Genomic DNA, 24,638 nt, shown 5'->3' with positions numbered 1-24,638 from the left:
TTCGGAGAAACCCGCCAGAGGCCCGGCGGCCGAACACTGGTTCAGCCGCCGGGCCGGCGGTTTGCCGCAGCACTGCCGTAGGCGGCTACTTGCCGAGCTGCTGCCGCCGTCCGTACTTGTAGTAGAAGAAGGCGTAGCAGGCGCCCACAAACGGAATGCCGAAGTACAGGGCTGCGACCTGGTTCGGGTCGAAAGCGATGCCGATCAGCGAGACGAGGCACAGCGCGAAGGCAAGGATCGGAACCACCGGAAACAGCGGCGCCTTGTAGGCGAGGTCGTCGATGTTTCCGCCGTTCCGCACGAAGGCCCGCCTGTGGAAGAAATGCGACGCCGTGATGGACATCCAGACCCCCACAACAGCGAACCCGGCGACGGAAACCAGCGCGAGATACACCGTTTCCGGAGCCACCACGCTGCTGATGAGCGAAGCCAGCCCGCCGACCATGCTGACGCAGAGGGCGGTGAGGGGAATCCCGCGTTTGGTCAGCTTCCGGAACGCCTTCGGCGCGTGCCCTTCCTCGGACAGGGAAAAGAGCATCCTGGCGCAGGAGAACAGGCCGCTGTTTCCGGCGGAGAGCAGCGCGGTGATGATGACGAAGTTCATGATGTCCGCGGCATAGGGGATGCCGATGGAGGAAAAGACGGTGACGAAGGGGCTCTCGTCCAGGCCCACTTCGTCAAAGGGGACGGTGGCGGCGATGACTGCGATGGCGCCCACGAAGAAGATCAGCAGGCGGAACACCGTGGTCCGCATTGCCTTGGGAATGCTTGTCTCCGGGTTGGCCGTTTCGCCCGCTGCGACGCCGATGAGTTCCGACCCGGAGAACGCGTAGAAGACCGCCAGGGCAGTCACCAGGACGCCGGAAAAGCCGTTGGGGAACAGTCCGCCCGACGTGTTGAAGTTTTCGAGCAGGAACGGGTGGGAACCTCCGGCCAGCGGGTGGAACCCGACCAGCGCTGCGCCGCCAAAGGCAATCAGGACCACGATAGCGCCCACCTTGATGATGGAGAACCAGAACTCGGATTCGCCGAAGAACCGCGAAGAGACCGCGTTCAGGGCAAACAGTATGGACGCGAAGACGACGCACCAGACCCACACGTCAATTCCCGGGAACCAGCGCTGCATGAGCAGGCCGGCCGCGGTGAACTCGGATCCCAGGGCCACCGCCCAGCACAGCCAATACAGCCAGGCCGTGGTGAAACCGGTGGCGGGACCGATGGACCTGGCGGCGTAGATGTGGAACGCGCCCGAGACCGGATAGGCGATGGCCAACTCCCCGAGGCAGGCCATGACGAGGTAAACGACGAAGGCGCCCACGAGATACGCCAGAACCGCGCCCAGCGGTCCGGCCTGGGAGATCGTGTAGCCCGAACTGAGGAAAAGGCCCGACCCGATGACGCCGCCCATGGCGATCATCACCAGGTGCCGCGGGCCCATGGATCGCTGGAGCCCCGGCGCCGGACCGCGCCCTGATTCAGAGGGTCCCGCTTCAGGCAGTAAAGAAGCCTGCGGATCCAAGCGGGTTGTGGAGGAAAGTTCCATGAATTGCTCCCGGGAGAGTAGTCGAGGTGCGAACGGGATTGATGCACCGGAAAGCCTCGGAGGGCGTTGGGGACCAGACCGGTAAACCCAACCACCGTGATGAAAGTAACACCAAAAGGCATTTTTGATCTTTAAAAACATTCCTAGATGCATATATTGCACGAATATTAAGGGCCGACGATACGTATGGCGTCATCCTTGGTCACTTTGCGTAGTCCTTTGGGCGGAATCACATGGCGGGACGGACACGGAGCGCCCTGAGGATGGAAGCACCAAGCAATTCCGAGAGAAGGACACGGCATGACCACCTATGACCTTGCACTGATTGGCTTCGGCGGAGTGAACCGCAGCCTGGCTGAGCTGATTGCCGCCCGCGGGGAAGCACTCCGCGCCGAGGTGGGCTTCGGCCTGCGCGTTGTTGCCATCACGGATCTGCGCCTCGGGTCCCTCGTGGACGCCGGCGGTATTGACCTGTCCATGGCCCTGGCGCTGGGCGGCGACGGCGAAACCTTTGCCCGGCACGGCGGCTCCGCGGAACCGGATAACGAGGGCGTGATCCGCAACTGCACAGCGGACATCATCTGCGAGGCCACCTTCACCAACCCGGAGGACGGCGAGCCCGCCGTGTCGCACGTCCGCTGGGCACTGGAGTCGGGCAAGAGCGTCTGCACCACCAACAAGGGACCCGTGGCGCTACGGGGAAGTGAACTTGCAGCCCTGGCGGAACGGCAAGGTGTCCGCTTCGAGTTTGAAGGCGCCGTCATGAGCGGCACTCCGGTGATCCGGCTTGCCAAGCAGATGTTCGGCGGGCTGCAACTCAACGGTTTCGAAGGGATCATGAACGGCACCAGCAACTACGTTCTGGGGCGCATGGAAGCCGGTCTTGACCTTGGTGAGGCGGTCCGGGAGGCCCAGGAGCTGGGTTACGCCGAGGCGAATCCTGCCGCGGACCTTGAGGGTTTTGACGTGCAACTAAAGGTGCTGATCCTCGCCAACGAGCTCCTCGGCGGGAACCTGCAGCTGGAGGACGTCCAGCGGGAGGGCATCTCCGCAGTAACGCCGGAGGATGTCCGGGCGGCCGCTTCGGCCGGCCGGCGCTGGAAACTGGTCGGATCGGCCAGACGGACTCCCGACGGCGGCATCGCGGCGGGCGTTTCACCCCGCGCCGTCGACAAGGAGCACAGCCTTGCCGGCATCTCGGGTGCCACGAACGCGGTTTCGTTCGAAACTGACCTGCTGGGCCCTGTGACGGTTTCCGGCCCCGGCGCCGGGCGCATCGAGACGGCCTACGCGCTGCTCTCCGACGTCATGGCCATCCACAAGATGGCGGAAGGACAGGCACGTGTCTGAGGCCACCATGCTGCAGGTTGTCCGCGCTCCCCGGCTCCACGAGGTGACCAGTCCCTACGACGGCAGGGTTGTGGGCGACGTCCCCATCACCGATGTCAGTGCTGTTGAAGAAATGATGGCCGCGGCACGCTCGGGCGCCGTGGCGGCGAAGTCCCTGTCCCGCCATGCCCGCGCCGCCATCCTGTCCGCGGCTGCCTCCGACATCGAGCGCAGGAGCGGGGTCTTCGCCCAGACCATCGTGGCGGAGGCCGGGAAGACCATCCGCCAGGCGCGCAAGGAGGTGCACCGGGCCATCAACACGCTCCGGCTGTCCGCAGAGGAGGCGACGCGCGGCGCCGGCGAGGTCATCCCATTCGACTCCTATGCCGGATCAGAGGACCGGACCGGCTGGTTCACACGTGAGCCGCTCGGGATCATTGCGGCCATCACTCCGTTCAACGATCCCCTCAACCTGGTGGCACACAAGGTGGGCCCGGCGATCGCGGGGGGCAACGCCGTCGTACTCAAGCCGTCAGCCCTCACGCCGCTGTCCGCACAGCTGCTGGCCGACGCCCTGTACGACGCCGGCCTGCCGCCGGAGGTCCTGACTGTGGTGCACGGCGGGAGGGATGTTGCGGCGGCCATCATCGGAACCCGGGACGTGCGGATGGTTTCCTTTACCGGTGGGTTCGCGACCGGCGAGGCAATCGCCCGCACGGCAGGGCTGAAGAAGCTCGCCATGGACCTGGGCGGCAACGCGCCGGTGATCGTCCTGGACGATGCGGACGTGGACAAGGCCGTGGACTCGTGTGTATCCGGCGCGTTCTGGGCTGCGGGCCAGAACTGTGTGGGGGTGCAGAGGATTTTGGTCCACCGCTCCGTCTACGTCGAATTCCGCCGGAAGTTCGTGGCGGCCACGAGATCACTGGTCACCGGCGACCCCGCCGAGGAACGGACCGACGTTGGCCCCATGATTACCCCCGGCGCGGTTCGGGAGGTCCAGCTCAAAATCAGCGGGGCCGTCGATGCCGGCGCAACGGTCCTGGCAGGCAACCGGGCTGAAGGAAATGTCCTGCTGCCAACCGTTCTGGAGTCCGTTCCGGAGGACTGCCGCCTCTGGCAGGAGGAAGTGTTCGGACCAGTGGTCATGCTCAAGATGTTCAGCACCTACGACGAAGCTATCGGGCTGGCGAATTCCATCGATTTCAGCCTGCATGCGGGCATCTTCACCCGCTCCCTTGCGGCGGCCATGCGTGCGGCCCGGGATCTGGACGCAGGCGGCGTGATGATCAACGACTCCTCAGACTACCGGTTCGACGGCATGCCGTTCGGCGGGTCCAAGTACGGCAGCATGGGCCGGGAAGGCGTCCGGTTCGCCCACGATGAGATGACGCAGCCCAAGGTGGTCTGCATCAGAAGTTAGCGGGGCAAGAGGCCTATTGCTGTGCTGTCCCGTGCCCGTCGGCTCCCCGCCGCCGGATGACGTTGGACAGGGTTAGCGCGGTCACGGTGTCGCCCACGCCGGGCAGGGCCGCGATCTGCTCCCAGATCTCCTGGACCCTGTCCAGCGAGCGTGCTTCCAACCTCACCAGCAGGTCAAAATCCCCGCTCAGGACATCGCAGAGGACCACTTCGGGAATGGTCCGCAATGCTGCCAAGACGTCGGCACCACGCATGCGGTCCTTGCGGTAAATCATGAGGAAAGCGGAGACCATGCTCTGGCCCACGCTGCCCGCCACAATCGTGTAGCCCTGGATGTAGCCCTGCCGCTCCAGGCGGTCAACACGCTGCCGCACGGCGTTCCGGGACAGAAGCACCCTGCCGGCCAGTTCGGCATGGGACACCCGGGCGTTCTTCGTGAGTTCTGCAAGGATCTTCTGGTCGATGTGATCCAAACCCGCCCCGTCCATCCCTACCCTCCGCCGCAAATCATCGGTTCACCCTTGTCCATTGGACTGTGTGCGCCGACGCCGTAGCCAGAAAGGCTCCGCAGAAATGATACGTCCCCGCCTGGACAATCAGGCACCCGCCGCCATCACCTGCATTCTGTTCGACATGGACGGGACGCTTCTGGACTCCGCGCCGGGGGTGATGAACAGCGCTGCCCGGGCGCTCAAGGCGGTGGATGCGCCTGTACCCCCGCACCGGGAACTGCTCAAGTACGTTGGACCGCCCATGTACGAGTCGTTCAGGCACAGCGCGGGCCTGGACGAAGCAACCGCCCGGGACGCGCTCCGACACTACCGGGCGGCCTACGCCGAAACAGGGGCCGGGCAATCCACCCTCTTTAGCGGTATCGACGGTCTCCTGGATCAGCTGGATTCGTTGCGGTGTCCGATGGCGGTGGCAACGTCCAAAGTGGAGGATCAGGCGGTCCGGCTGGCTCGCACTTTTGGGATTGACAGTCACTTCGCCGACATCTGCGGTGCGTCCGACGCCGCAGGAAGGGCCACTAAGGAGGATGTGATTGCCGAATCGCTGGCGCGGCTCAAGACGCAGGGAGTGGATATCTCCAACCCGGTCATGGTGGGCGATCGAAGCTACGACGTGGCCGGCGCGGCGGTGCACGGGATCCCGACGATCTTTGTGTCCTGGGGATACGGAGACCCTTCGGAAGCCGCAGAGGCTGCGGCTGTTGCCCAGACACCCGAGATCCTCGCGCGGCTGCTCCGCGCCAGCCTGTAGTTCAGCAGCCCCTGAAGCCCACTTACAGCAGTGCCGCTGCGGATAATCCGTCACGCGGCCTCCGGGCCTTCGAACGGGGCGAACCAGGCGAACGGACGACGACGGGCTGGAGCAGTTTTGCCGGCTCCACGGCGAGCAGGACTGCCGATCCTTTAGGCATCCTGGACCTGGACCGGGTGACGCAGGCCCGCTGCTACGGGGCGTTCGGACTCAACAAACCCTGATCCCAGCTCAAGGACCAACGCGGCACCATCGCCTACCCCATGTTCGGTGGTGCGAGCTTCCAGCCGCCCGAATGGAGCTAAAAGCACCACCGGCAACGGCAAGCGGACGACGGAGGAAGTCCCGTCGTCGTCCGCTTGCCGTCCCGCCCCGGAGCTCATCGAACCGAATTACCCCGTGTCGCGGAAAAGCTGCCCAGGCAACCCGGCTTGCTGGCACACTTGGCAGATGAAAGAGTCGCGGTCCCCTTCCCGACGGCCTGGAATCCGGGCGGCCATGTTTGTCGACTTCGACAACGTCTACACGGGCCTGCAGGCCCTCGATCCCCTGGCGGCGAAGCGCTTCGCCGAGGATCCCAAACACTGGGCGGACGCCTTGTCCGCCGGCGGCTCCGGGGAGAGTTCCCGCCGCTTCCTGATCCGGAACTGCTACCTGAATCCGGTGGTGTATTCGAAGTACCGGACGTACTGGACCCGGGCAGGTTTCCGCGTGATCGACTGCCCGTCACTGACGCAGCGCGGGAAGAGCAGCACCGACATCAACCTGGTCCTGGATGCCATGGACACGCTGTCCGGCGGCGCCGGCATCGACGAGTTCTTCATCGCCTCGGCCGATGCCGACTTCACGTCCCTCATCCAGCGTTTCCGGGCCGCCGACAAGCTGACCACGGTCATCGCTGCGGGAGCCGTGGCCTTCGCCTACCGCGAGATGGCGGACAGCGTGGTGGAGTCCCACGACTTCGTGGCCATCCTCAACGGCACCACCGGCGAGCCCATCCGGGCCGTGGCTTCTGTCCAGCCGCCGCAGGTCCAGCCGGCCGCCAAAGCCAAGCCCAAGACCCTGTCGAAGACCGCTTCAGCCGCCGTCCGGGAGGTCTGCGACTTCGTTCGTGCCGCCCCTGGTCCGGTTGTCGGGGCCATGGTGGCCCACCGCGCCCTCACGGCGGACCCCTCCCTGAAGACGGACTGGGCAGGGTACGGAAAATTCGGGACCTGGGTGGCCCAAATCGGCAACAGCGTTGAATACTCCCCTTCACGGGGCGGCTGGGTCTGGGACGCGCAGCGGTTTTCCAGTGACGACCTGCCGGCGGATGCCGACGTCGAGCCCGGCATCGAGGAACGCGTCACCCGGGTAACGGACGTGCCCGCGCTCTCCGCAGCCCAGTTCCGGCAGCTGTTCCAGGCACTGGCGGCCAGGCTTCGGGAGCAGCCGGTCAGCCGCAACGAACTGTCCCGGCTGGTCCGGGATGACTGTGTCACCGCAGGCCAGCCCGTGTCCCGCGGCGCGGTGAACTTTGTCATCCAGGGCCTGGGCTACGTCAACTATCAGCTCAACGAAAACGCAACCCCGGAAGGGCTCGCGGCGGCCTGGACGGAGGACGTGGAGGAGCTGTGCCGGGTAGCGCTGATGGAGTTCGACGACGGCGAGAAGGCGGCCCTGCGGCGCTGGGCCAGCGGCGGCTACCTGGAGGGCTGATCCCTGACGCCTGCGATTGGGCCTGAGGTCCAAATACCCTAGCCGGTATGTCCGCTGAACCATAGCGTTGGGGTTCTGGCAAAGGAGGCCGCTGATGTCCCCTTGTGACGGTGGAACCGCTGGCGTGATCATGGCGCGAAAAACCGGAAGACAGTGGCTCGTTTGCGCTGTTGTCATTTTGTTGGCGCTGGCAGGGTGTTCGTCCGGGGGCGGGACCCCGGGCCCCACTTCATCGGGCGGGACGCCAACGCCGGCGGCTGCCACGCCCACGTCGACGAGCGGGCCCGCATCAACCGGCTTGCCGGACGCGGTCTTCACGGACCAGCAGCTCGTGGCGATCATCAACGGAGTAGCTCAGCGGCGGGGCGTGCAGTTTCCCACTGCGCAGGACTCCGCTCGCCAGCGAAGCGGAGCCTCGAGCGGCAGCTTCCCCGTTGTTAGCAGCGAGACAACGCCCGGCGAGTGCGCCGTCTTCGTCCCCGAGAACCCCTTCATCCGCTGGGCAGACAAGAATGTGAACTTTGCCGAGGGCGCCATGCCGATGGGTGCGCAGTCGGGACCGGCCAGCACCATCATGATCACGCTGCGAAGCGCGGAAAGGGATGCCATCGCCAAGGCCGACTTCGGCTACACGGAGGATCAGGCGTCCCGCTGCGGCCAGTTTGACCTGGCATCGACGGAGTCCGGCCGGACCTCAACGTACGCGGTCCAGCTACTGAAGGCGCCGTCGGCCGGGCAGAAACAATACGCCTTCATGCAGACCACAAAGCCGAAGGGACCCGGCGACTTCGGCTCAGTCGAACTGCGGGTGCTGGCGGGAACAATGTCCATGACCCTGAGCCTCGCTATCGCCGAGCCCAACTCCGAGGCCGACGCCCAGCCGGCCCTCGACTCCATGGCCGGCCTGGCGAAGGAGCTCATCGACCAGGCCGTAACGAAGCCTCCGACGGTTGCCCCGCCGCCGCCGAACTCCCGTACACCCGACGACTTGGTCGCACTTCTCAACAGCGTCGCCGGGCCGAACGGCACGACGCTGACCCTGCCCGGCGCCACGGTCATCGTTTCGACGCCCGGCGTTAACCCCGCCCCTTCTCCGCAAGGATCCGTGCCGCCGTGCACTTACGACGACGCAGCATATTACGGGTCACTCCTCGGCTCCATCCTCGCCCAGGGCCAGCTCCAAGGTGCCAGCAAGATGGACTACACCGAGCTGAGCGTGATCAGCATGCCTTCGACGGCGGTTCCACCGTTTCCGTTCGACACCCGAGCCGCCACGCTCCGCGACTGCGCGACGGTTCAAGAAAACATCCTCGGAGGCGGCCAGCGCCAGTGGCCGGCCGTCTCGCCCCTGAACGTGACCGTCGCAGCGGACTCAAGCTACGCCGTCGCCTACCAACTCTCCGACGGGACGGGCGAATGGCACGTCAGGGTCGGAGCACGCAAGGGGACGTTGTCTGTGGAAGCCAGCAGCAGAACGACCTCACAAGCCGAAGTGCAGGCGACCGCCGACGCGCTGGCAGCATTCATCGGCCGGGTGTTCGCCAAGGCCGGACCGTAGGCCCCTCCGTCAAGAAGGGCGTGGCCCCACGCCGGCCTCCAGGGGCACTTCGGCGCTGGCGTTCTCCTCGGCTTCCGGCGCCTGCGGCTTGTAGACCCAGGCCACCAGCACCACGGAAATGATCATCAGCAGGAACCAGGCCCCCAGCTTGTCGAGCGAGACCATCTGCCAGCCGTCCACCTGGCTGGGGTAGAGCCAGGCCCCGGACCAGGTGGCGATGTTCTCGGCAATCCAGATGAACAGCGCCACCAGCAGGAATGCCAGGACCAGCGGCATCCGGAACTTCCTGCGGAACACCCGGAAGTGCATGGCGCACCGTCCAAAGACGACCGCGACGGCGGCCAGCAGCACCCAGCGTGCGTCCCAGAGGTAGTGGTGGGTGAAGAAGTTCACGTAGATGGCCGCAGCCATGATGGCCGTGATCCACCGCCGCGGGTACCGGGCAAAACGCAGGTCGAAGAGTCGGTAGACGCGCACCATGTACGAACCCACGGCCGCGTACATAAAGCCGCTGAAGAGCGGGACCGCCCCGATGCGCAGGACGCCCTCGGCCCCGTAGGACCAGGAGCCGACGTCCGTCTTGAACAACTCCATCACCGTCCCCACCAAGTGGAACAGGACAATGACCCTAAGCTCGCGGACCGTTTCCAGCCGTGTTGCCACCATCAGGATCTGGATGACGACGGCGGCGAGGGTCAGGAAGTCGTTCCGGGCCAAACCGGCGTCGTCCGGATACCAGAGGCGCGCTGCCAGAAGCACCGCGAGGAGCGCGGCGCCAAAGATGCACGCCCAGCCCTGCTTGAGGCCGAACACCACAAACTCGGTGAGCTTTGACCGGGCACCGCCGGCAGGCGCACTGTCCAGAAACCTGTGGGCCCGCTGATCGATCAAAAGCTCTACGGATGTGAAGCTCCGCACTGATCCCCCGTTTCGCTAGGCGGCGTCGAGCCTGCCCAGGCAGTAGTTCTTTGGCCAGTGCCGGACTCTGCGCGGCAGCCGTGGATACACCACCGCGGACCACCGCAGGGTGCGGTCGAACCAGCGGCCGTGACGTTCAGTCCACGGTAGCCCGAAACCCTGCCTCAACTGGTCCGGCAGAAGCCCCGCAGTGATGAAGCGGGCCAGCGGCATGACCACCCGCTGCCAGGTCCGGGGGTCTGCCGGATAGAGCAGGCTGCGGGCAACGCCCGACGTCACGGCATCGGCTTCCAGTCCCTGCAGGCACCCCTCCCAGTAGCTGCCGAATGCCGCGCGGTCAGCCGGCCACAGCTCCGCGGGAAGCTGCAAGGCCGTGCCGATTCTCGCGTAGTCCCGGTACATGTGGTCGGCGGCTTCGTCGTCCAGCGCGCCGTAGATCTTTTCGTAGATGGTGACGGCGGTGTCGTACAGGGTTGCCACCACCCAGAGCTGGGATTGCGCATCGAAGGCGCTGTAGCCCGCGGATCCTGCGTCAGGTTTACGGCGGACCGGGGCGTGGGCGCGGTTAACACTGCGGCGAACCGCTGCCACCTGGTCCTCGGTCCCGTACACCACGGCGTACACGTAGGTGAGGGTGGCGCGGAGCCGTTCGAGCGGACGATCGGCGAAGTTGCTGTGCTCGGCAACGCCGTGGCCCACCGCCGGGTTCGCGATCTGCAGCAGGATTGCCCGCCCTGCCCCGGCCAGCAGAACGCCTTCTGCTCCCATGTCGGCAAGTCCACGCACCATGCCCACACACTACCCGAGAGCCGACCCCCGCTGCCGTCGCATATAGCCTAGGAACAGGAGGCAACATGACCGTTCGAAGCGCAGGCATCCTGCTGTACAGGTGGAACTCGGCTGCTCAGCTGGAAGTCTGGATAGCCCACATGGGCGGACCTTTTTGGGCCCGCAAGGACGAGCACGCGTGGTCCATCCCCAAGGGTGAATACTCCGAGGACGAGGATGCGCTGACGGCAGCCCTGCGCGAGTTCGCCGAGGAAATGGGCACTGCCGCACCGCCGGCGGACTATGTCGAACTGGGCGCTTTCAAGCAGCCCTCAGGCAAGATCATCACGGCCTTCGCCGCGTGCTGGGACTTCCAGCCCGAAACCATTGTGAGCAACACCTTCCCGCTGGAATGGCCCAGGGGGTCAGGCATCATCAACCACTATCCCGAGATCGACGACGCCCGCTGGTTCAGCGGATCCGAGGCGCGCACCAAGCTGGTGAAGGGCCAGCTTCCCATCCTGGACGCCCTCGTTCAGCGGCTCAGGGACGCCACTTAGGCCCTACCCGGCGGTCCGGAACGTCCCGCCGTCGTCGTTCATCAGTTTTTCGGTTTGCCAGTCTTGGGTGCCTTGGGCGGCAGGGTGGCGACGTGGGCGAGCGCCCGGGCGACCCACGGCTCAAGCTCTTCCGCCGGGCCCTGCACCGGGAGCCCGACGTAGCCGCCCATGGGCCGTTCGGCGGGGCCGAAGGGCAGGGTCTCGCGGCTGTTCACCAGCTCGTCGCGGTCCGCATCCGCGAGCTTCAGGCCCAGGGTGGAACCGAAGAGCCCCGCGAACATGTTCCCGTTGACGAAGCCGCCCAGGTTCCCGAACATCGGCTTGATGTCAATGCCCGGCAGCCCTGCCAGCAACGATCTGAACTGCTCTTTGTCAGTTTCCGTTGCCTTTTCCATCTGCATGAGGGCGCCTTCCGGTCCGGGGCCTTCATTATCACCCGGCTACTCCTTGAAGGGGACCTTTTCCCAGGACAGGACGGCGGAGCCGGCGGCGTTGTTGGGCGCCACCGTGAACCTCACGTAGTTGGTGGCGTTGGCTGAGCCGTCCACGGTGATGCGCTGCAGATCATCCGCCGCTTCCTGGCCGTAGACCGTCAGCCACAGCGAGCCTTCGGCCAGCGGCCGGTTTTCCGCGTAGACGTGGCTGTCGCCGTTGATGAGGTACACCGGACCGTCGAAGCGGTTGGTTTCCTCGCTGACCGTCCGGACGATTTCACGGAAGCCCGACACCGATTCCGGATGCGCCGTGGCAGCGGCGAGCAGCGACGGATCGAACATATCCGCCTGGGTCATGAGCACTACTGCACGGTCGTGGCGGCGGGCCGCGTCCCGGAACGTGTCCCGCAGCTGTTCCAGGACGGCCTGCGTGCGGTGGTCCACTTCCGCCTGCTGCTCGGCCGTGACCGCGGTTTCGCCGATGCCGGTCCAGGGCAGGAGGGAGTTGTTGCTGCCCTGGACGTTGACCACGGAGAATGCCACGCGGTTCTTCGTGAAACGGACGTTTTCTGGCAGTCCGAGGTCCTCCTGAGTCTTCAGGGGCATCGTCTCCCCGAGGGTCTTGCCGGGTTCGTTGAAGAAGACTTCCCGAAGCTTGTCCAGCCGTTCCAGCGGGTTGTAGGCGCCGTTGTTTCCGCGGTGGCAGTCCACCCATTCGTTGTCACCGGGCGTGTAGACCAGCGGGTGTTCGAAGGTGTCGAATTCGGCGCGGATGTGTTCGAAGTACTCATCCGAACAGACGGAGGACCCGTTTTTTGATGTCGCCCACGTGGGCGACGAAATCCAGGCTGCTGTCGGCGTTGATGTCCTGGATGCGGGCGGGGAATTTGGCGATTTCGGCATCGCCATAGGGGATGTCGCCGATGACGCCGAAGCTGAACGCCTGCTGCCGGGCATCGTCTTCACCGGCGTTGGCGGCGGCGGACGGGCCGGCAAACCCGGTCAGGGACATGAGTGCCACGAGGGCGGTGGCAGCGCTTTTCACGAGCACGGAGGTTCTCCTTGGTGCGTCTCAACGGGATCCCGCCCGGGCGGTCCGGCCGTGAGCGAGGGTGCCTGAAAAGAGTGCCCGTGGCGGACTAACGCGCGAGAACCGCACGGTATCGGGTCCATGAACAGTGGGTGTCGGGGCAGGACGCTGCCGGCCCCTTGATGCCGCCTGAGAGAATGGCCCCATGGAGGTCGCCCTCGGACTGCTGGTTCTCGTGGCGGTGGTCTGCGCCGGGAGTGCCCTGGGCCGGAAGCTCAACGTCTCGGTGCCGCTGCTGCTGGTGCTGGCCGGTGTCGCGGGTTCGTTCCTCCCCTTCGTCCCGCAGATTGAACTGAACCCGGAACTGGTTCTCGTGGGGCTGTTGCCGCCGCTGCTGTACGCCGCCGCGCTGCGGACGTCCCTCTTTGATTTCGGCTCCAACCGCCGCGCCATCGGACTGCTCTCCGTGGGCTACGTCATCTTCGGAACGCTCGCGGTGGGCTTCGTGGTGTGGTGGCTGTTCCCTGAGATCCCGCTGGCCGCCGCGATCGCGCTCGGCGCCGTGGTGGCGCCGCCGGATGCGGTGGCCGCGACCGCCATCGCGCGGAAGGTGGGTATGCCGCGCCGGATTGTCACCATCCTCGAGGGTGAATCCCTGGTCAACGACGCCACGGCCCTGGTCTGCCTCCGTGCTGCCATCGCGGCCATCTCCGGGTCCGTGTCCGCCGCCGGGATCGCGGGCGGATTCCTGCTCGCTGCCGGTGGCGGCCTGGTGGTGGGTCTGGCCGCCGCCTACGTGCTGACCGTGCTCCGTAAACGGATCCGGAACGTCGCGATCAACACCTCGACGTCACTCGTGGCCCCGTTTGTCGCTTACCTTCCGGCCGAGGCGATCCACGCCTCCGGGGTGCTCGCCGTCGTCGTCACCGGACTCGTGATGGGGACCAAGGCGCCGTCCATGCCCAACGGCGCCGCACGGCTGAGCCAGCGCAGCAACTGGAACACGGTGCAGTTCCTGCTGGAAAACTCCGTATTCCTGCTGATCGGGCTACAGGTCCGGACCATCATCAACGGGGTCCAGGACGACTCGCTGGGAGCGGGCCGGATCTGGGCCGGCTGCGCCGTGATCCTGCTGGCGGTGCTGGTGCTCCGGCCCGTGTGGGTGTTTCCGGCAACGTACCTGCCCCGGCTCATTCCGTCCGTCCGGCGGAAGGACCCCGCGCCGCCCTGGCAGTTCGCCGCGATCGTGTCCTGGGCCGGGATGCGCGGGGTGGTGACGCTGGCCGCGGTGCTGGTACTGCCCGCGGATCTGGAGCACCGGACCGTGCTGATACTGGCAGCGATGGTGGTGGTGGGCGGAACCTTGACGCTGCAGGGTTTCACCTTGCCCGCGCTGGTCCGGCTGCTCCGCGTGCAGGGTCCGGACCAGCGCGAGGACGCCCTCAACCAGGCCTCCTTGATGCAGCTTGCCACCTCCGCCGGAGTGGCCCGCCTGCAGGAATTGCGCACGGACAAGGACCCGCCGGAGGTGGTGGCCATGCTGAAGCGGCGGACCCAGGAGCGCGGGCTGGCGGCCTGGGAGCGGCTTGGCCGGCCGACGTCGGAAGCTGCGACCCCCAGTCAGCGCTACGCCCAGCTGCGGCTTGCCATGCTGGAGGCTGAACGCGCCAAGGTGCTGGAGCTGCGGCGGGGCGGCGAGTATGCCCACGAGGTCCTCAGCGAAGTCCTGGACCGGTTGGACGTTGAGGAATCGATGCTGGACCTTTCACTGAACGAGCTGGACACTTCCGGTGAGGGCGGCGGGGAGGGCATCGCTAGGCCCGGCGGGGTGTGCGGTCACCTCGAGTCCGCCCGCTCCCCCGCCGTGCCCGCCGGCGCCTCGTGTGCGGACTGCCTCCGGGAAGGCACGACGACGGTGCACCTCAGGATGTGCCTGGCCTGCGGAAACGTGGGGTGCTGTGATTCCTCCCCGGGGACGCACGCGTCCAGGCATTTCGAGGCGACCGGGCATCCCGTCATGCGGAGCATCGAGCCGGGCGAGGACTGGCGCTGGTGCTACAAGGACGACCTGCTGGGGTGATCCGGATTGAACTAGTGGTGGCCGCGCTGCGCCCCTAGCCACGGAGTAAACACTCGGCGAACAGCGGGGAAACAGGCGTCCGGAAAGCCCAATCCGCTACTGGCGGGTAGGAATACTGGATGGCATGACTACCTTTACTCGTCGTCAAGTTCTGCGTTCAGCGGGGGTCGCTGCCGTGGCCGGAACCATGGCCACCGGCACTCCCGCTGGAGCGTTTTCAGCTTCCCAAAACGGCGCCTTTGGCCACGGGGTTGCCTCAGGAGACCCCATGCCGGACGGTGTGCTGCTGTGGACCCGCGTGACGCCCACCCCCGAATCACTACCCGGCAGTGGTGCCGGCCCGGACGTTTCCGTCCGATGGGAAGTATCCGCCGATCCCGCATTTACGAAAGTGGTGGCGCGGGGTACTGCCGCCACCGGCCCGGGCCGCGACCACACAGTCAAGGTCATTGCGACCCGGCTCGCCCCCGGAGCGAGCTACTGGTACCGGTTCATTCTCGGACAGGAGATCTCACCGGTTGGCCGCACCCGCACGGCACCGGCGGCAGGCGCCCCGGTGGACCGGCTGAAGTTCGGCGTCGTGTCCTGCGCCAACTGGCAGGCCGGCTACTTCTCCTCCTACCGCCACCTCGCAGCCCGCGGGGACCTCGACGCGGTGCTCCACCTCGGCGACTACCTCTACGAATACGGCCCGGGCGAATACCAGGCCCGCGACGTCGTGGTCCGTCCCCACGACCCCGCACATGAGATGACCCAACTTGCCCATTACCGCCGCCGTCACGCCCAGTACAAAACCGATGCCGACCTTCAAGCCCTGCATGCCGCCGCCCCGTTCATCGTGACCTGGGACGACCATGAGTCGGCCAACGACGCCTGGAAGGGCGGCGCCGAGAACCACACCGAGGGCGCCGAAGGGGCGTGGAGCGGTCGGTTTGCCGCCGCGCACCAGGCGTACGCCGAGTGGATGCCGGTGCGCTACGAACCGGGCGGCCAGATGTACCGTCGGCTGGACTTCGGCTCGCTGGCCAGCCTGTCCATGCTTGACCTCCGTTCCTACCGGGACCAGCAGGCGGCCAACGGCACGGACCCCTCGATCAGCAGCACCGCCCGGACGATCACCGGCGCCGCCCAGATGGACTGGCTGCTGGGCAACCTCAAGTCCACGGGCCCGCAATGGAAACTCGTGGGCAACCCGGTCATGATTGCCCCCGTCCGGGTGCCCTCGACCCTGAGCACTGCCGAACTGGCCGGCGTCCAGAAGCTGATGGGCGGAACGAGCATCAGCGGCGTGCCTTACAACGTGGACCAGTGGGACGGCTACGAGGCCGACCGGAACCGTGTGGTCCGCCACCTGCGGGACAACGCCGTCAAGGACGCCGTTTTCCTCACCGGCGACATCCACTCCGGCTGGGCCTGCGACATCCCCGCCGATCCGGCCAGCTACCCGGCCACCGGCGATTCCGTGGCCGCGGAACTGGTCTGCACGTCCGTCACGAGCGACAACCTCGATGACATCCTGAACGTTCCGCCCAGGACCGGGTCGGTCGCCGTCGAGAACGCCATCAAGGCGGCGAATCCGCACGTTAAATACCTCGATTTCGATTCGCACGGCTACTCCGTCCTGGACGTGACGGCCGCCGGAGTCCGGATGGACTGGTACGTCCTTGCCGAACGCACCTCAGCCAGTTCCGGATCCGCCTTGTCCACATCGTTCAACGTTCAGGCCGGCACCGGCAAGGTCACGCCGGGCCAGGGAGGACTCCAGTGAGCCGTTCACCGCAGCAGCGTACGCCCGCCGTCAACAGACGGTCGACGCCGGGACGCCGGCAGTTCCTGAAGTTCGCCGCTGCCGGAGGTGCCGCCGTCGTCCTTTCCTCCGCGCAAGGAGCGGCGTGGGCAGCACCGGCGGCGGGACGGACCCGGAGCTACGTGCTCGTGGTGGACGGCTGCCGCCCGGACGAGATCACGTCCGCCCTCACCCCGAGGCTGGCTGGCCTGCGGGCGGCCGGAACGAATTTCCCGGCGGCCCGGTCCCTCCCTGTTATGGAGACCATTCCCAACCACGTGATGATGATGACCGGGGTCCGCCCGGACCGCTCGGGCGTTCCGGCCAACGCGATTTTCGACCGGGCCGGGGGCGTGGTCCGCGACCTCGACCGGCCCACGGACCTGCACTTCCCCACCCTCCTCGACCGGTTGCAGGGGCGAGGGCTGACCACCGGCTCGGTACTGAGCAAGAAGTACCTATACGGTATCTTCGGCACCCGGGCCAGCTACCGCTGGGAACCCCAGCCGCTGCTGCCGGTCACCGGTCACGCGCCCGACGCCGCCACGATGGACGCGCTGCTCGCGATGGTGGGCGGACCGGACCCGGACTTCGTCTTCACCAACCTCGGTGACATTGACCGCGTGGGGCACTCCGATCTCACGGGCACCACGCTGAGGGCGGCGCGTGAGGCAGCCCTCGCCGACACAGACGTGCAGGTGGGGCGATTCATCGACCACCTCAAGGGCACCGGAAAGTGGGATTCCAGCGTGGTGATGGTCTTGGCGGACCACTCGATGGATTGGTCCCTCCCCAGCAATGTCATTTCCATCGACCTGATCCTGCAGTCGCGCCCGGAGCTGCAATCCAACGTCAAAATCGCCCAGAACGGCGGGGCGGACCTGCTCTACTGGACCGGCGCCGAAGCCGATCGCGCCTCAGGCCTGGCCGCCGTCGAGCAGTTGGTCGCGGCGCATGAGGGCGTCCTGGCGGTGAACAGGCCCGCGGATTTGCGCCTGGGGGCCGAGGCCGGCGACCTCGTGGCCTACTGCCGCGCAGGCTGGCGTTTCTCCGACCCGTATGTGGCTTCCAACCCCATCCCGGGCAACCACGGGCATCCCGCTACCGAGCCCATTCCGTTCTTTATCTCCGGCGGCAGCCCCCTGGTGGTTCCGGGGTCGGTGTCTTCTGAGCCAGCGAGGACTGTTGATGCCGCACCGACCATCGGCGACATTTACGGACTCACGGCACCGGATGGCGGGTACGACGGAACGTCGCGGTCCAGCGCCCTGAGGCTCTGACCTACGTAGGCGGACGACGACGGCGGCACTCCGGTGAGTGCCGCCGTCGGGCATTTTCCGGGTGGTGCGGTCAGCCGAACAGCCAGGCCGCTCCCAGGAGGAGCGGGACCGCCAGAACCGTGGTGAACACGGCCGTTGACTGCGCGATGCCCTGACCCGCGCCGTAGCGGACCGAGTAAAGCACCACATTCTGCCCGGTGGGAAGGATCGCGCAGGCCGTGACCACGAAGGTGCTGAACGCGTCGAGGTGGAAGACGAACGCGGCCAAGGCCCAGGCGAGGAGCGGTTGAACGGCGGATTTGAGGACCACGGCGATAGTGGTCGGCACACGGTCACCGAGCCCCGGCCGGACAGAGAGTCCGTGGAGCGACATGCCAAAAATGATCAGCATCAGCGGGACCGCGAGCTGGGCCACCAGTGCCAGTGGATCCAGGACCAGGCTGGGCACTTCAATCCCCGCGGCGCTGACCAGCACGCCAAGGATGGCTGCCACCGTTACCGGATTGCGGAACGGAATGGAAAGGATGCGCCAGATGGAAACGTGCTTCCCCGCCGGATCCGTAAGGTCCAGGATGGTCAGGGCAATGGGCGTCAGGATGGCCAGCTGGAACAGCATGATGGGCGTGACGTAGGTGGCGCTGCCGAGGATGTAGAGCGACAACGGAACACCCAGGTTGGTGGAATTGACGATGCCCACGGACAGCGCGCCGATGGTGGTGCGCCGGACACCCCAGCGGCCAATCGCCCCCGCAACGGTGAACACGAGCATGACGGCTACTGCTGTCGCCACGGAGATCAGGCCCGTGCTGCTCAGGACGTCGGAAATGTGCCGGGACGCGATGGCGGAGAACATCAGGCAGGGCAGCCCCACCATGAAGGTCAGGGTGGACAGCACCTTGCTCCCCTGCGGGCCCAGTGCCTTGGTCCTGCCGAGGATGTAGCCGATGAGCAGCACCACGCTGACCACAAAGAAACCCTTGAGGACTCCGTCCAAACCGTTTTCCTCAATCTTTTCTGCTGGAGGGCCGGCTGATGACGCAGGCTGACTGGGAACGGGTCAAGCCTATAGGGGCCGCCGGATCAGGCAGATTCTGCGGCGTAATCTTGAGGCATGACGGCAAGCTACAGGTATGACGTGGAGGTCCTGCACCTGCTGGTGTCTCCGGCGCACGCCTACTTCGGCCGCGCCCGCGAGGGTGCAGCCGACGTCCCCACCACCGATGCCGAGCGGGTTGAACTGGTGGCGGGCAAAGGCATTGTGGGCGACCGGTTCTTCGGGAAGGCCGCCCATATGGATGCCGCCGTCACACTCTTCGCCGTCGAGGCGCTCGAAGCCATGGCCGCAGAGCTGGGGGCCGGCCCCTTTGACCCGCTGCTGACGCGGCGCAATGTGGTCCTCAGGGGTGCAGACCTGGCACCGTTGCTGGGCGGAGAATTTGTGCTGGAATCACGCGGGGACGTTGTCCGGTTGAAGGCCGGGCGGCCCGCCCACCCCTGCGCCTGGATGGACCAGATGCTCGCCCCGGGCGCCCACAAGGCGATGCGCGGGCGGGGCGGGGTCCGCTGCCAGGTGCTCTCGGGCGGCATCCTGCACCGCGGCCCGGCGGTGCTGGTCAGCCCCGTTCCGCTCGACCCGACCGCGCAGGCACGCCCACTCTGCTCCGGCCGTCGCGGCTGCCGTAGCGCGGCAGGCACAACGGAAGCGGACGACGGCGGGAGGTCCCGTCGTCGTCCGTCTGCCGCTTGCTGTCCTTAGAGTCTGTGATGCTCCGGAGCGGCCGGCACGGCCCCGCCGGTTCCAGCTTTGCCGGCCGGTTGGCCTGCGCCAGTGCCCTGACGCCGCGGCGCAGCCAGGTTGTTGATCCTGCGGGCCCGTGCCTCGGCAACGAGAAGTCGCTTCTTCATGACGACACTCCTGCCGGTTCCCGGTAGTTGCTTTCCGGGACATCGGTGATGAACATGTGCCCGGGCGTGTGGCTGATGGCAAAGGAGGGCCTGGACGCCATAACCGCGCTCTGCGGTGTCACACCGCAGGCCCAGAAAACCGGGACTTCGCCTGGCCGGATCTCCACTGCGTCCCCGAAGTCGGGGCGGTTGATGTCGGCGATGCCCAGGTCTTCCGGGGACCCGACGTGCACCGGGCCGCCGTGGACCTTCGGCACCTCCGATGTCACCCTGATGGCGGTTTCGACCAGCCCGGGCAGCATCGGGCGCATGGACACCACCATCGGACCGTGAATCCTTCCTGCCGGAGTGCACTCAATGTTCGTGCGGTACATGGGCACGTTGCGGCCCGTTTCCGTGTGCCGCAGCGGGATTCCTTCACCGGCAAGCGCGGCCTCGAAGGTGAAGCTGCAGCCGATGAGGACGCCCACCATGTCCTCACGCCACACCGGCGTTACGTCAGTGACTTGGTCGGCAAGTTCGCCGTCCACCCACACGCGGTAGGAGGAGATGTCGGTGCGGATGTCCGATCCTGCAGCGAGGACGCTTTCGTAATGTCCCGCCGGGATGATGTCTATGACGGGGCAGGCCTTGGGATTGAGCCGGCAGAACTCAATGAATTCGTCGGCGTAGTCGGCCGCCACCGCAATCAGGTTGGCCTGGGTGTAGCCGTCGCTCCATCCGGAGGTGGGGGTGACCAGGCCGTTGCGGAACTTCAGGCGCGCGGCAGAGGGTGCCATGAGGGCGGTGGCGTTGCTCACCGGGCCACGGCCTCGGCGGGTTCGCCCGAGGACTGCAGGTATTCCTCGTCCTCGGCAACATTGGAGTCCCGACCCAGGGCCAGGCCAACCAGGGTCAGCAGGCACGCGACGCTGAGGTACATGGCGACCGGGACCCAGCTGTGGAAAGTGCTCAGCAGCAGAGTAAACATGAACGGTGCAATGGCGCCGCCAATGATGCCGGCGAAGGTGTACGCCAGCGAACTGCCGGTGGAGCGGAGCCGCGGCGAGAACTGCTCAACCACAAAAGCCGCCTGCGGGCCGTACATGAACGAGTGGCAGAGCAGGCCCAGGACCGTTCCCACGATCAGCATGACCGGGGACCGTCCTTCGAGGACGATGAAGAACAGGTACGCCCACGCGGCGGCGGCCACTGCGGCGATGCCGTAGACCAGCCGGCGGTTAATGCGGTCCGAGATGGCCCCGGCAAGCGGCATGGTGAAGAGCTGGAGGGCTGACCCGATAAGTACGGCCACGAGTACCTGGCCGCGGTCGAAGCCAAGCTCCTGGATGCCGTAGGTGAGGGTAAAAACCGTGCACAGAGCGTAGGTGACATCCGGGCCGATCCGGCTGAGCATGGCTGCGATGAGCGGCCGGCGCTGGGTGGTCAGGACTTCCCGGATCGGAGCCTTAGGCTTGTCTCCCCTGGCTTCCATGGCCTTGAAGATGGGGGTGTCCTCGAGCTTGAGCCGGATCCAGAGCCCGAAGGCCACCAGCAGGGCGGAGATCAGGAAGGCGATGCGCCAGCCGAAGCTCAGGAACTGCTCTTCGGACAGGGTCAGGGTCAGGACGGCGAGCGCACCGTTGGCCATCAGGTTGCCGGCGGGAGGGCCGATCTGGGCGGCAGATGCCCAGAATCCGCGGCGGTTGGGGTCCCCGAATTCGCTGGAGAGCAGCACTGCGCCACCCCATTCGCCACCGACGCCGACGCCCTGGGCGAAGCGGAGGAAGACCAGGATGGCGGGGGCGATGACGCCGATATTGTCGTACGTGGGCAGCAGGCCGATCAGGAACGTCGCGACGCCGATGAGCATCAGCGTGATGACCAGGATCTTCTTGCGGCCGATCTCATCCCCCAGCCGCCCGAAGATGATGCCGCCGACGGGCCGGGAAATGTAGCCCACCGCGTAGGTCGAGAAGGCCAGCAGGGTGCCCGTGACGGGGTCCGAGGCCGGGAAGAAGATGAGCGGGAAAACGATCGCGGCCGCGGCGGAGTAGACGGCGAAGTCATAGAACTCCAGTGCGGTTCCGGTCAAGCTGGCTGCGAATGCCTTGTACATGCCCTTGCGCCCTACAAAGGGTTTCGGGTCACCGTGGGCCATTACTGATGGAGTGGCCATTTGTATCCTCCATGAAAAGTGCGGATGTCATCCGTATGCGGGCGGATGCTGCTGGGCGCCTTCTTCTGTCCGGCGTGCAGCGTCGCATGCGGGGCATTAGGGCGGGTGTGCAGCTACCGTGAGGGCTGCAAGGTCGATCAAGCAATCGTTGGATCGTTGAACAATCCGAACTGTTGAACAATCTACGCGACGCAGATCACACCGTCAAGGGTTAACCGTGTTCCGGCAGGAGTTCACACCGTCAGCCTCAAGCCGCAACGCAAGCGGCCGACGGCGGGAGGTCCCGCCGTCGCCCGCTTGCTTTGGTTCCGCTGCCCTACAGTTCCGGCTGGTCCGGGACAAACGCCTCCCGGGCCAGCCGGGTGAAGTCCGCGACGAGTACCGAGGGATCGTCTTTCCAGGACGCCAGGAACACGGAAATCGGAGGGGCGTCCCGGACCGGCCGGTAGGTGATTCCCGGCCTTGGATTCTGCGCCGCCGTGGCCTCCGAGGACATTCCGACGGCCTGTCCCGTGGAGATGAGGGTCAGCCATTCGTCCACGCCCTGCACCAGCCGGACCGACGCCGGCCCGTCCATGCCCAGCCAGAGCTCTTCCGTGGTGGTTCCTGTCCGGTGGTCCACCGCAATCGTTCGTCCGGCGAAATCGGACAGGCGGAGGAAGCGCCTCCGGGCGAGCGGATCCCCCTTGGCGACGGCGCCGTAGCGCGCTTCGGTGCCGATGAGCGTCGTCACGATGCGGTTGTCAGCAAGCGGGCGCCGGACGACGGCGACGTCGACGCCGCCGTTTGCCAGGCCGCCTGTCGGGGCATTCGACTGGACCCAGAGCAGGCGCACCGCAGGGTGGAGCTCTTCCCATTTTCGCTGCAGGGCCACGGTGCGGCGGCCCAGCGCGGACCACGCATAGCTGACCCGTAGTTCGCCGCCCTGGTCCTGGGCTGCGCGTTCCAGCAGCGCCACCTCGTCAAGGACGCGCCGTGCGTGCTCGATGACCCGTTCCCCGGCGGGCGTCGGGGTGACGTTCCGGGTTGTTCGCTGCAGGATGCGCAGTCCAAGGGCCCGCTCCAGCGCCGCGACGGACCTCGAGATGGCGGCCTGGGATGTCCCGAGCGCGATGGCGGCGTCCGTAAACGTCTGGGAGTCCACCACGGCCACCAGTGCCCGGAGGTACCGCAGCTCTACATTCATACGGTCATCGTATAGAACCATCGCTGGGCACATTTTTCGGAGCACGCGTTTGCCCGGACACTTTGGGTTATGGACGCTTATTCAGTGCAGGGCGCGGAGCCGGCCCGCGAGTCGTCAGTGGTTCGCGGTGTCCTGACCATGACGGGCAGCGGGCTCAGCAACCAGGTCGGCGCGGGGATCGGCGCCCATGCCTTTCCGATGATCGGACCGGCTGGGGTGGTGGCGGTGCGGCAGCTGGTGGCCGCTGCCGTGCTTCTTCCCGTGGCCCGCCCTCCCTTCCATCGGTTCACGTGGAGGCAATGGTGGCCGGTCCTGCTGCTGGGGGCGGCTACCGCCCTGATGAACATCTGCCTGTACGTGGCCATCGAGCGGATCGGACTGGGCCTTGCCGTCACCCTGGAATTCCTGGGTCCACTGGCGGTTGCCCTCCTCGGATCGAGGACGCGGCGGGATTTGCTGTGCGGGCTGAGCGCAGGCCTGGGAGTCTTCGTCCTTGTGATGCCGGGGCCCTCCAGCGACTTCGCCGGCATAGCCGTCGCCATGACAGGGGCTGCGTGCTGGGCGGCGTACATCGTGCTGAACCGCGTCGCCGGCCAGCGGCTGCCCGGCCTGCAGGCTCCGGCTGCGGCCACCGTGGTTTCCCTCGTGTTCTACCTGCCGGTGGCCGCCTACCTCCTCATGCAAGGGATGCTCGCCGGCCCGGCGCTGCTTTTCGCCGTCATTGCCGGACTTCTTTGCTCGGTCATTCCCTACGCCGCCGACCTCATCGCACTCCGCCACGTGCCCGCCGGGTTTTTCAGCGTGTTCATGAGCATCAACCCCATCCTCGCCGCACTCTCCGGAACCGTGGTCCTGGGGCAGATCCTGGTGCTCCACGAATGGCTGGGCATGGCGGTGATCGTGGCCACCAACACTGCGGCCATCTGGCTCGCGGGCCGCAGGACTCCGCCCGTGGCTATTTAGCCCGGCACCTTGTCGTCGATGGCATCCATGACCCTGTCGGTGACGTCATCGACCGCGCCGATGCCGTCCACCCGGGTCAGGATGGTGCGTTTGGCATACGCGGCCACCACCGCCTCGGTCTGATCGTGGTAGAGGTCCAGCCGGTGGCGGATCACCGCTTCGTTGTCATCGCTGCGGCCGGTTTCCCGGGCGCGGCCCAGGAGCCGCTTTACCAGTTCCTCATCGTCGGCGGTCAGTTGCAGAACGAGGTCGAGGGTCAGCTCTCGTGCGGCCAGGACGCCGTCCAGGTAATCAATCTGCGCTACAGTCCGCGGGTAACCGTCCAGCAGGAAGCCGTTGCCGACGTCGTCCTGGCTTAGCCGGCTGCGCACCATCTCATTCGTGACGCTGTCCGGCACAAAATCGCCGCCGTCCATGTATTTCCTGGCCTCGACGCCGAGCGGCGTCCCGCCCCTGACGTGAGCCCGGAAGATGTCGCCCGTGGAGATCGCAACGACGCCAAGGCGGTCCGAAATTCGCTCCGCCTGCGTGCCTTTGCCGGAACCGGGCGGGCCGATAATCAACAATCTGGTCATTCGCGTAACCCTTCGTTGTGTCGCTGTGGGGAGTGTGTCCCCATGCTAGGACTTCAAAGGTTGCGACCAGGCTGCATTGGCGAAGCCGCCACAAATTCAGTCAGCATACTTACTATCGGGCGGGGATCGGGTTTACGATGAATTTGCGAGCAACCGGCGCACGGCCGGCGGCAACCAAACCG

22 protein-coding genes and 1 pseudogene are annotated in these 24,638 nt (G+C 66.3%); 11 read left to right on the top strand and 12 right to left on the bottom strand.

Annotation, left to right across the window (positions count from 1 at the left end; translation table 11 throughout):
• Window positions 1–85 precede the first annotated feature (85 nt).
• Window positions 86–1,543 carry an amino acid permease gene (locus tag BS38_RS0105280; protein WP_028269843.1) on the bottom strand — a complete coding sequence of 486 codons (1,458 nt, stop codon included), beginning with the start codon at window positions 1,541–1,543 and terminating at the stop codon, window positions 86–88.
• 300 nt (window positions 1,544–1,843) lie between these two features.
• Between BS38_RS0105280 and BS38_RS0105275 the strand changes: the two genes are divergently transcribed.
• Window positions 1,844–2,893: a homoserine dehydrogenase gene (locus tag BS38_RS0105275; RefSeq protein WP_028269842.1), complete on the top strand. Its 1,050-nt coding sequence runs from the start codon at window positions 1,844–1,846 to the stop codon at window positions 2,891–2,893.
• Window positions 2,894–2,900: 7 nt separating this feature from the next.
• Window positions 2,901–4,295: an aldehyde dehydrogenase family protein gene (locus BS38_RS0105270; protein ID WP_028269841.1), complete on the top strand. Its 1,395-nt coding sequence runs from the start codon at window positions 2,901–2,903 to the stop codon at window positions 4,293–4,295.
• A gap of 13 nt (window positions 4,296–4,308) precedes the next feature.
• On the opposite strand, the gene BS38_RS0105265 is transcribed toward BS38_RS0105270, so the two are convergent.
• Window positions 4,309–4,767 carry an Lrp/AsnC family transcriptional regulator gene (locus BS38_RS0105265; RefSeq protein ID WP_442853334.1) on the bottom strand — a complete coding sequence of 153 codons (459 nt, stop codon included), beginning with the start codon at window positions 4,765–4,767 and terminating at the stop codon, window positions 4,309–4,311.
• 100 nt (window positions 4,768–4,867) lie between these two features.
• Here BS38_RS0105265 and BS38_RS0105260 point away from each other — a divergent pair, with 100 nt between their 5' ends.
• The 3 genes from BS38_RS0105260 (at window position 4,868) to BS38_RS0105250 (ending at window position 8,813) form a co-directional block, all read left to right on the top strand.
• Window positions 4,868–5,557 (top strand): HAD hydrolase-like protein, encoded by a 690-nt coding sequence (locus tag BS38_RS0105260; RefSeq protein WP_051628740.1) that lies wholly within the window; start codon window positions 4,868–4,870, stop codon window positions 5,555–5,557.
• 498 nt (window positions 5,558–6,055) lie between these two features.
• Window positions 6,056–7,255: an NYN domain-containing protein gene (locus BS38_RS0105255; RefSeq protein ID WP_231511097.1), complete on the top strand. Its 1,200-nt coding sequence runs from the start codon at window positions 6,056–6,058 to the stop codon at window positions 7,253–7,255.
• A gap of 367 nt (window positions 7,256–7,622) precedes the next feature.
• The gene (locus BS38_RS0105250; RefSeq protein ID WP_231511095.1) at window positions 7,623–8,813 is read left to right on the top strand and encodes a hypothetical protein; all 1,191 of its coding nucleotides are present in this window, start codon (window positions 7,623–7,625) and stop codon (window positions 8,811–8,813) included.
• 9 nt (window positions 8,814–8,822) lie between these two features.
• Here BS38_RS0105250 and BS38_RS0105245 read toward each other — a convergent pair whose 3' ends face one another.
• Window positions 8,823–9,731: a DUF817 domain-containing protein gene (locus BS38_RS0105245; protein ID WP_028269836.1), complete on the bottom strand. Its 909-nt coding sequence runs from the start codon at window positions 9,729–9,731 to the stop codon at window positions 8,823–8,825.
• 15 nt (window positions 9,732–9,746) lie between these two features.
• Window positions 9,747–10,520, bottom strand: a complete 774-nt coding sequence (locus BS38_RS0105240; RefSeq protein ID WP_028269835.1) for an oxygenase MpaB family protein — start codon at window positions 10,518–10,520, stop codon at window positions 9,747–9,749.
• A gap of 65 nt (window positions 10,521–10,585) precedes the next feature.
• Here BS38_RS0105240 and BS38_RS0105235 point away from each other — a divergent pair, with 65 nt between their 5' ends.
• Window positions 10,586–11,059 carry an NUDIX domain-containing protein gene (locus BS38_RS0105235; protein ID WP_028269834.1) on the top strand — a complete coding sequence of 158 codons (474 nt, stop codon included), beginning with the start codon at window positions 10,586–10,588 and terminating at the stop codon, window positions 11,057–11,059.
• Between the two features lie 41 nt (window positions 11,060–11,100).
• Here the strand turns inward: BS38_RS0105235 and BS38_RS0105230 are convergent, their stop codons facing one another.
• The 3 genes from BS38_RS0105230 to BS38_RS27570 form a co-directional block, all read right to left on the bottom strand.
• Window positions 11,101–11,460 carry a TfoX/Sxy family protein gene (locus BS38_RS0105230; protein ID WP_028269833.1) on the bottom strand — a complete coding sequence of 120 codons (360 nt, stop codon included), beginning with the start codon at window positions 11,458–11,460 and terminating at the stop codon, window positions 11,101–11,103.
• 39 nt (window positions 11,461–11,499) lie between these two features.
• Entirely contained in the window at window positions 11,500–12,204 is a 705-nt protein-coding gene (locus BS38_RS24470) for a hypothetical protein (RefSeq protein ID WP_231511092.1), read from the bottom strand.
• Between the two features lie 76 nt (window positions 12,205–12,280).
• A complete protein-coding gene (locus tag BS38_RS27570) occupies window positions 12,281–12,544 on the bottom strand; it encodes a hypothetical protein (RefSeq protein WP_231511090.1) in 264 nt (87 codons plus the stop codon).
• Window positions 12,545–12,728: 184 nt separating this feature from the next.
• Between BS38_RS27570 and BS38_RS0105220 the strand changes: the two genes are divergently transcribed.
• From BS38_RS0105220 to BS38_RS0105210, 3 genes are all read left to right on the top strand, one after another.
• Window positions 12,729–14,603 carry a Na+/H+ antiporter gene (locus BS38_RS0105220; protein ID WP_028269832.1) on the top strand — a complete coding sequence of 625 codons (1,875 nt, stop codon included), beginning with the start codon at window positions 12,729–12,731 and terminating at the stop codon, window positions 14,601–14,603.
• A 124-nt stretch (window positions 14,604–14,727) separates the two neighbouring features.
• Window positions 14,728–16,371 (top strand): alkaline phosphatase D family protein, encoded by a 1,644-nt coding sequence (locus BS38_RS0105215; protein ID WP_028269831.1) that lies wholly within the window; start codon window positions 14,728–14,730, stop codon window positions 16,369–16,371.
• Window positions 16,368–17,669, top strand: a complete 1,302-nt coding sequence (locus tag BS38_RS0105210; RefSeq protein WP_028269830.1) for an alkaline phosphatase family protein — start codon at window positions 16,368–16,370, stop codon at window positions 17,667–17,669. The genes BS38_RS0105215 and BS38_RS0105210 overlap by 4 nt, the downstream gene beginning before the upstream one ends.
• Window positions 17,670–17,739: 70 nt before the next feature.
• On the opposite strand, the gene BS38_RS0105205 is transcribed toward BS38_RS0105210, so the two are convergent.
• A complete protein-coding gene (locus tag BS38_RS0105205) occupies window positions 17,740–18,663 on the bottom strand; it encodes an AEC family transporter (protein ID WP_028269829.1) in 924 nt (307 codons plus the stop codon).
• 117 nt (window positions 18,664–18,780) lie between these two features.
• Here BS38_RS0105205 and BS38_RS24465 point away from each other — a divergent pair.
• Window positions 18,781–19,352 (top strand): annotated as a pseudogene (locus BS38_RS24465) (MOSC domain-containing protein).
• Between the two features lie 218 nt (window positions 19,353–19,570).
• On the opposite strand, the gene BS38_RS0105195 reads toward BS38_RS24465, so the two are convergent.
• The 3 genes from BS38_RS0105195 to BS38_RS0105185 form a co-directional block, all read right to left on the bottom strand.
• Window positions 19,571–20,374: a putative hydro-lyase gene (locus BS38_RS0105195; protein WP_028269828.1), complete on the bottom strand. Its 804-nt coding sequence runs from the start codon at window positions 20,372–20,374 to the stop codon at window positions 19,571–19,573.
• Window positions 20,371–21,732: an MFS transporter gene (locus BS38_RS0105190; RefSeq protein WP_028269827.1), complete on the bottom strand. Its 1,362-nt coding sequence runs from the start codon at window positions 21,730–21,732 to the stop codon at window positions 20,371–20,373. The genes BS38_RS0105195 and BS38_RS0105190 overlap by 4 nt, the downstream gene beginning before the upstream one ends.
• Window positions 21,733–22,048: 316 nt before the next feature.
• Entirely contained in the window at window positions 22,049–22,918 is an 870-nt protein-coding gene (locus BS38_RS0105185) for a LysR family transcriptional regulator (protein ID WP_028269826.1), read from the bottom strand.
• 69 nt (window positions 22,919–22,987) lie between these two features.
• Here BS38_RS0105185 and BS38_RS24460 point away from each other — a divergent pair, with 69 nt between their 5' ends.
• Window positions 22,988–23,881 carry an EamA family transporter gene (locus tag BS38_RS24460; protein WP_051628739.1) on the top strand — a complete coding sequence of 298 codons (894 nt, stop codon included), beginning with the start codon at window positions 22,988–22,990 and terminating at the stop codon, window positions 23,879–23,881.
• Here the strand turns inward: BS38_RS24460 and BS38_RS0105175 are convergent.
• A complete protein-coding gene (locus tag BS38_RS0105175; protein WP_028269825.1) occupies window positions 23,878–24,456 on the bottom strand; it encodes an adenylate kinase in 579 nt (192 codons plus the stop codon). The two genes, BS38_RS24460 and BS38_RS0105175, sit on opposite strands and share 4 nt — an antisense overlap.
• Window positions 24,457–24,638 lie beyond the last annotated feature (182 nt).

The sequence above is a fragment of the Arthrobacter sp. UNC362MFTsu5.1 genome (genome assembly GCF_000685965.1).
Classification (GTDB): domain Bacteria; phylum Actinomycetota; class Actinomycetes; order Actinomycetales; family Micrococcaceae; genus Arthrobacter.
Note: the sequence above shows the minus strand (reverse complement) of the source record. Positions and strands in the feature narration are given on the sequence as shown.

Coding starts and splice junctions, on each gene's coding strand:
- BS38_RS0105280 (WP_028269843.1), bottom strand. CDS start 1,543: ATGGAACTTTCCTCCACAACCCGCTTGGATCCGCAGGCTTCTTTACTG.
- BS38_RS0105275 (WP_028269842.1), top strand. CDS start 1,844: ATGACCACCTATGACCTTGCACTGATTGGCTTCGGCGGAGTGAACCGC.
- BS38_RS0105270 (WP_028269841.1), top strand. CDS start 2,901: ATGCTGCAGGTTGTCCGCGCTCCCCGGCTCCACGAGGTGACCAGTCCC.
- BS38_RS0105260 (WP_051628740.1), top strand. CDS start 4,868: ATGATACGTCCCCGCCTGGACAATCAGGCACCCGCCGCCATCACCTGC.
- BS38_RS0105255 (WP_231511097.1), top strand. CDS start 6,056: ATGTTTGTCGACTTCGACAACGTCTACACGGGCCTGCAGGCCCTCGAT.
- BS38_RS0105240 (WP_028269835.1), bottom strand. CDS start 10,520: ATGGTGCGTGGACTTGCCGACATGGGAGCAGAAGGCGTTCTGCTGGCC.
- BS38_RS0105235 (WP_028269834.1), top strand. CDS start 10,586: ATGACCGTTCGAAGCGCAGGCATCCTGCTGTACAGGTGGAACTCGGCT.
- BS38_RS0105230 (WP_028269833.1), bottom strand. CDS start 11,460: ATGCAGATGGAAAAGGCAACGGAAACTGACAAAGAGCAGTTCAGATCG.
- BS38_RS0105220 (WP_028269832.1), top strand. CDS start 12,729: ATGGAGGTCGCCCTCGGACTGCTGGTTCTCGTGGCGGTGGTCTGCGCC.
- BS38_RS0105215 (WP_028269831.1), top strand. CDS start 14,728: ATGACTACCTTTACTCGTCGTCAAGTTCTGCGTTCAGCGGGGGTCGCT.
- BS38_RS0105190 (WP_028269827.1), bottom strand. CDS start 21,732: ATGGCCACTCCATCAGTAATGGCCCACGGTGACCCGAAACCCTTTGTA.
- BS38_RS0105185 (WP_028269826.1), bottom strand. CDS start 22,918: ATGAATGTAGAGCTGCGGTACCTCCGGGCACTGGTGGCCGTGGTGGAC.
- BS38_RS24460 (WP_051628739.1), top strand. CDS start 22,988: ATGGACGCTTATTCAGTGCAGGGCGCGGAGCCGGCCCGCGAGTCGTCA.
- BS38_RS0105175 (WP_028269825.1), bottom strand. CDS start 24,456: ATGACCAGATTGTTGATTATCGGCCCGCCCGGTTCCGGCAAAGGCACG.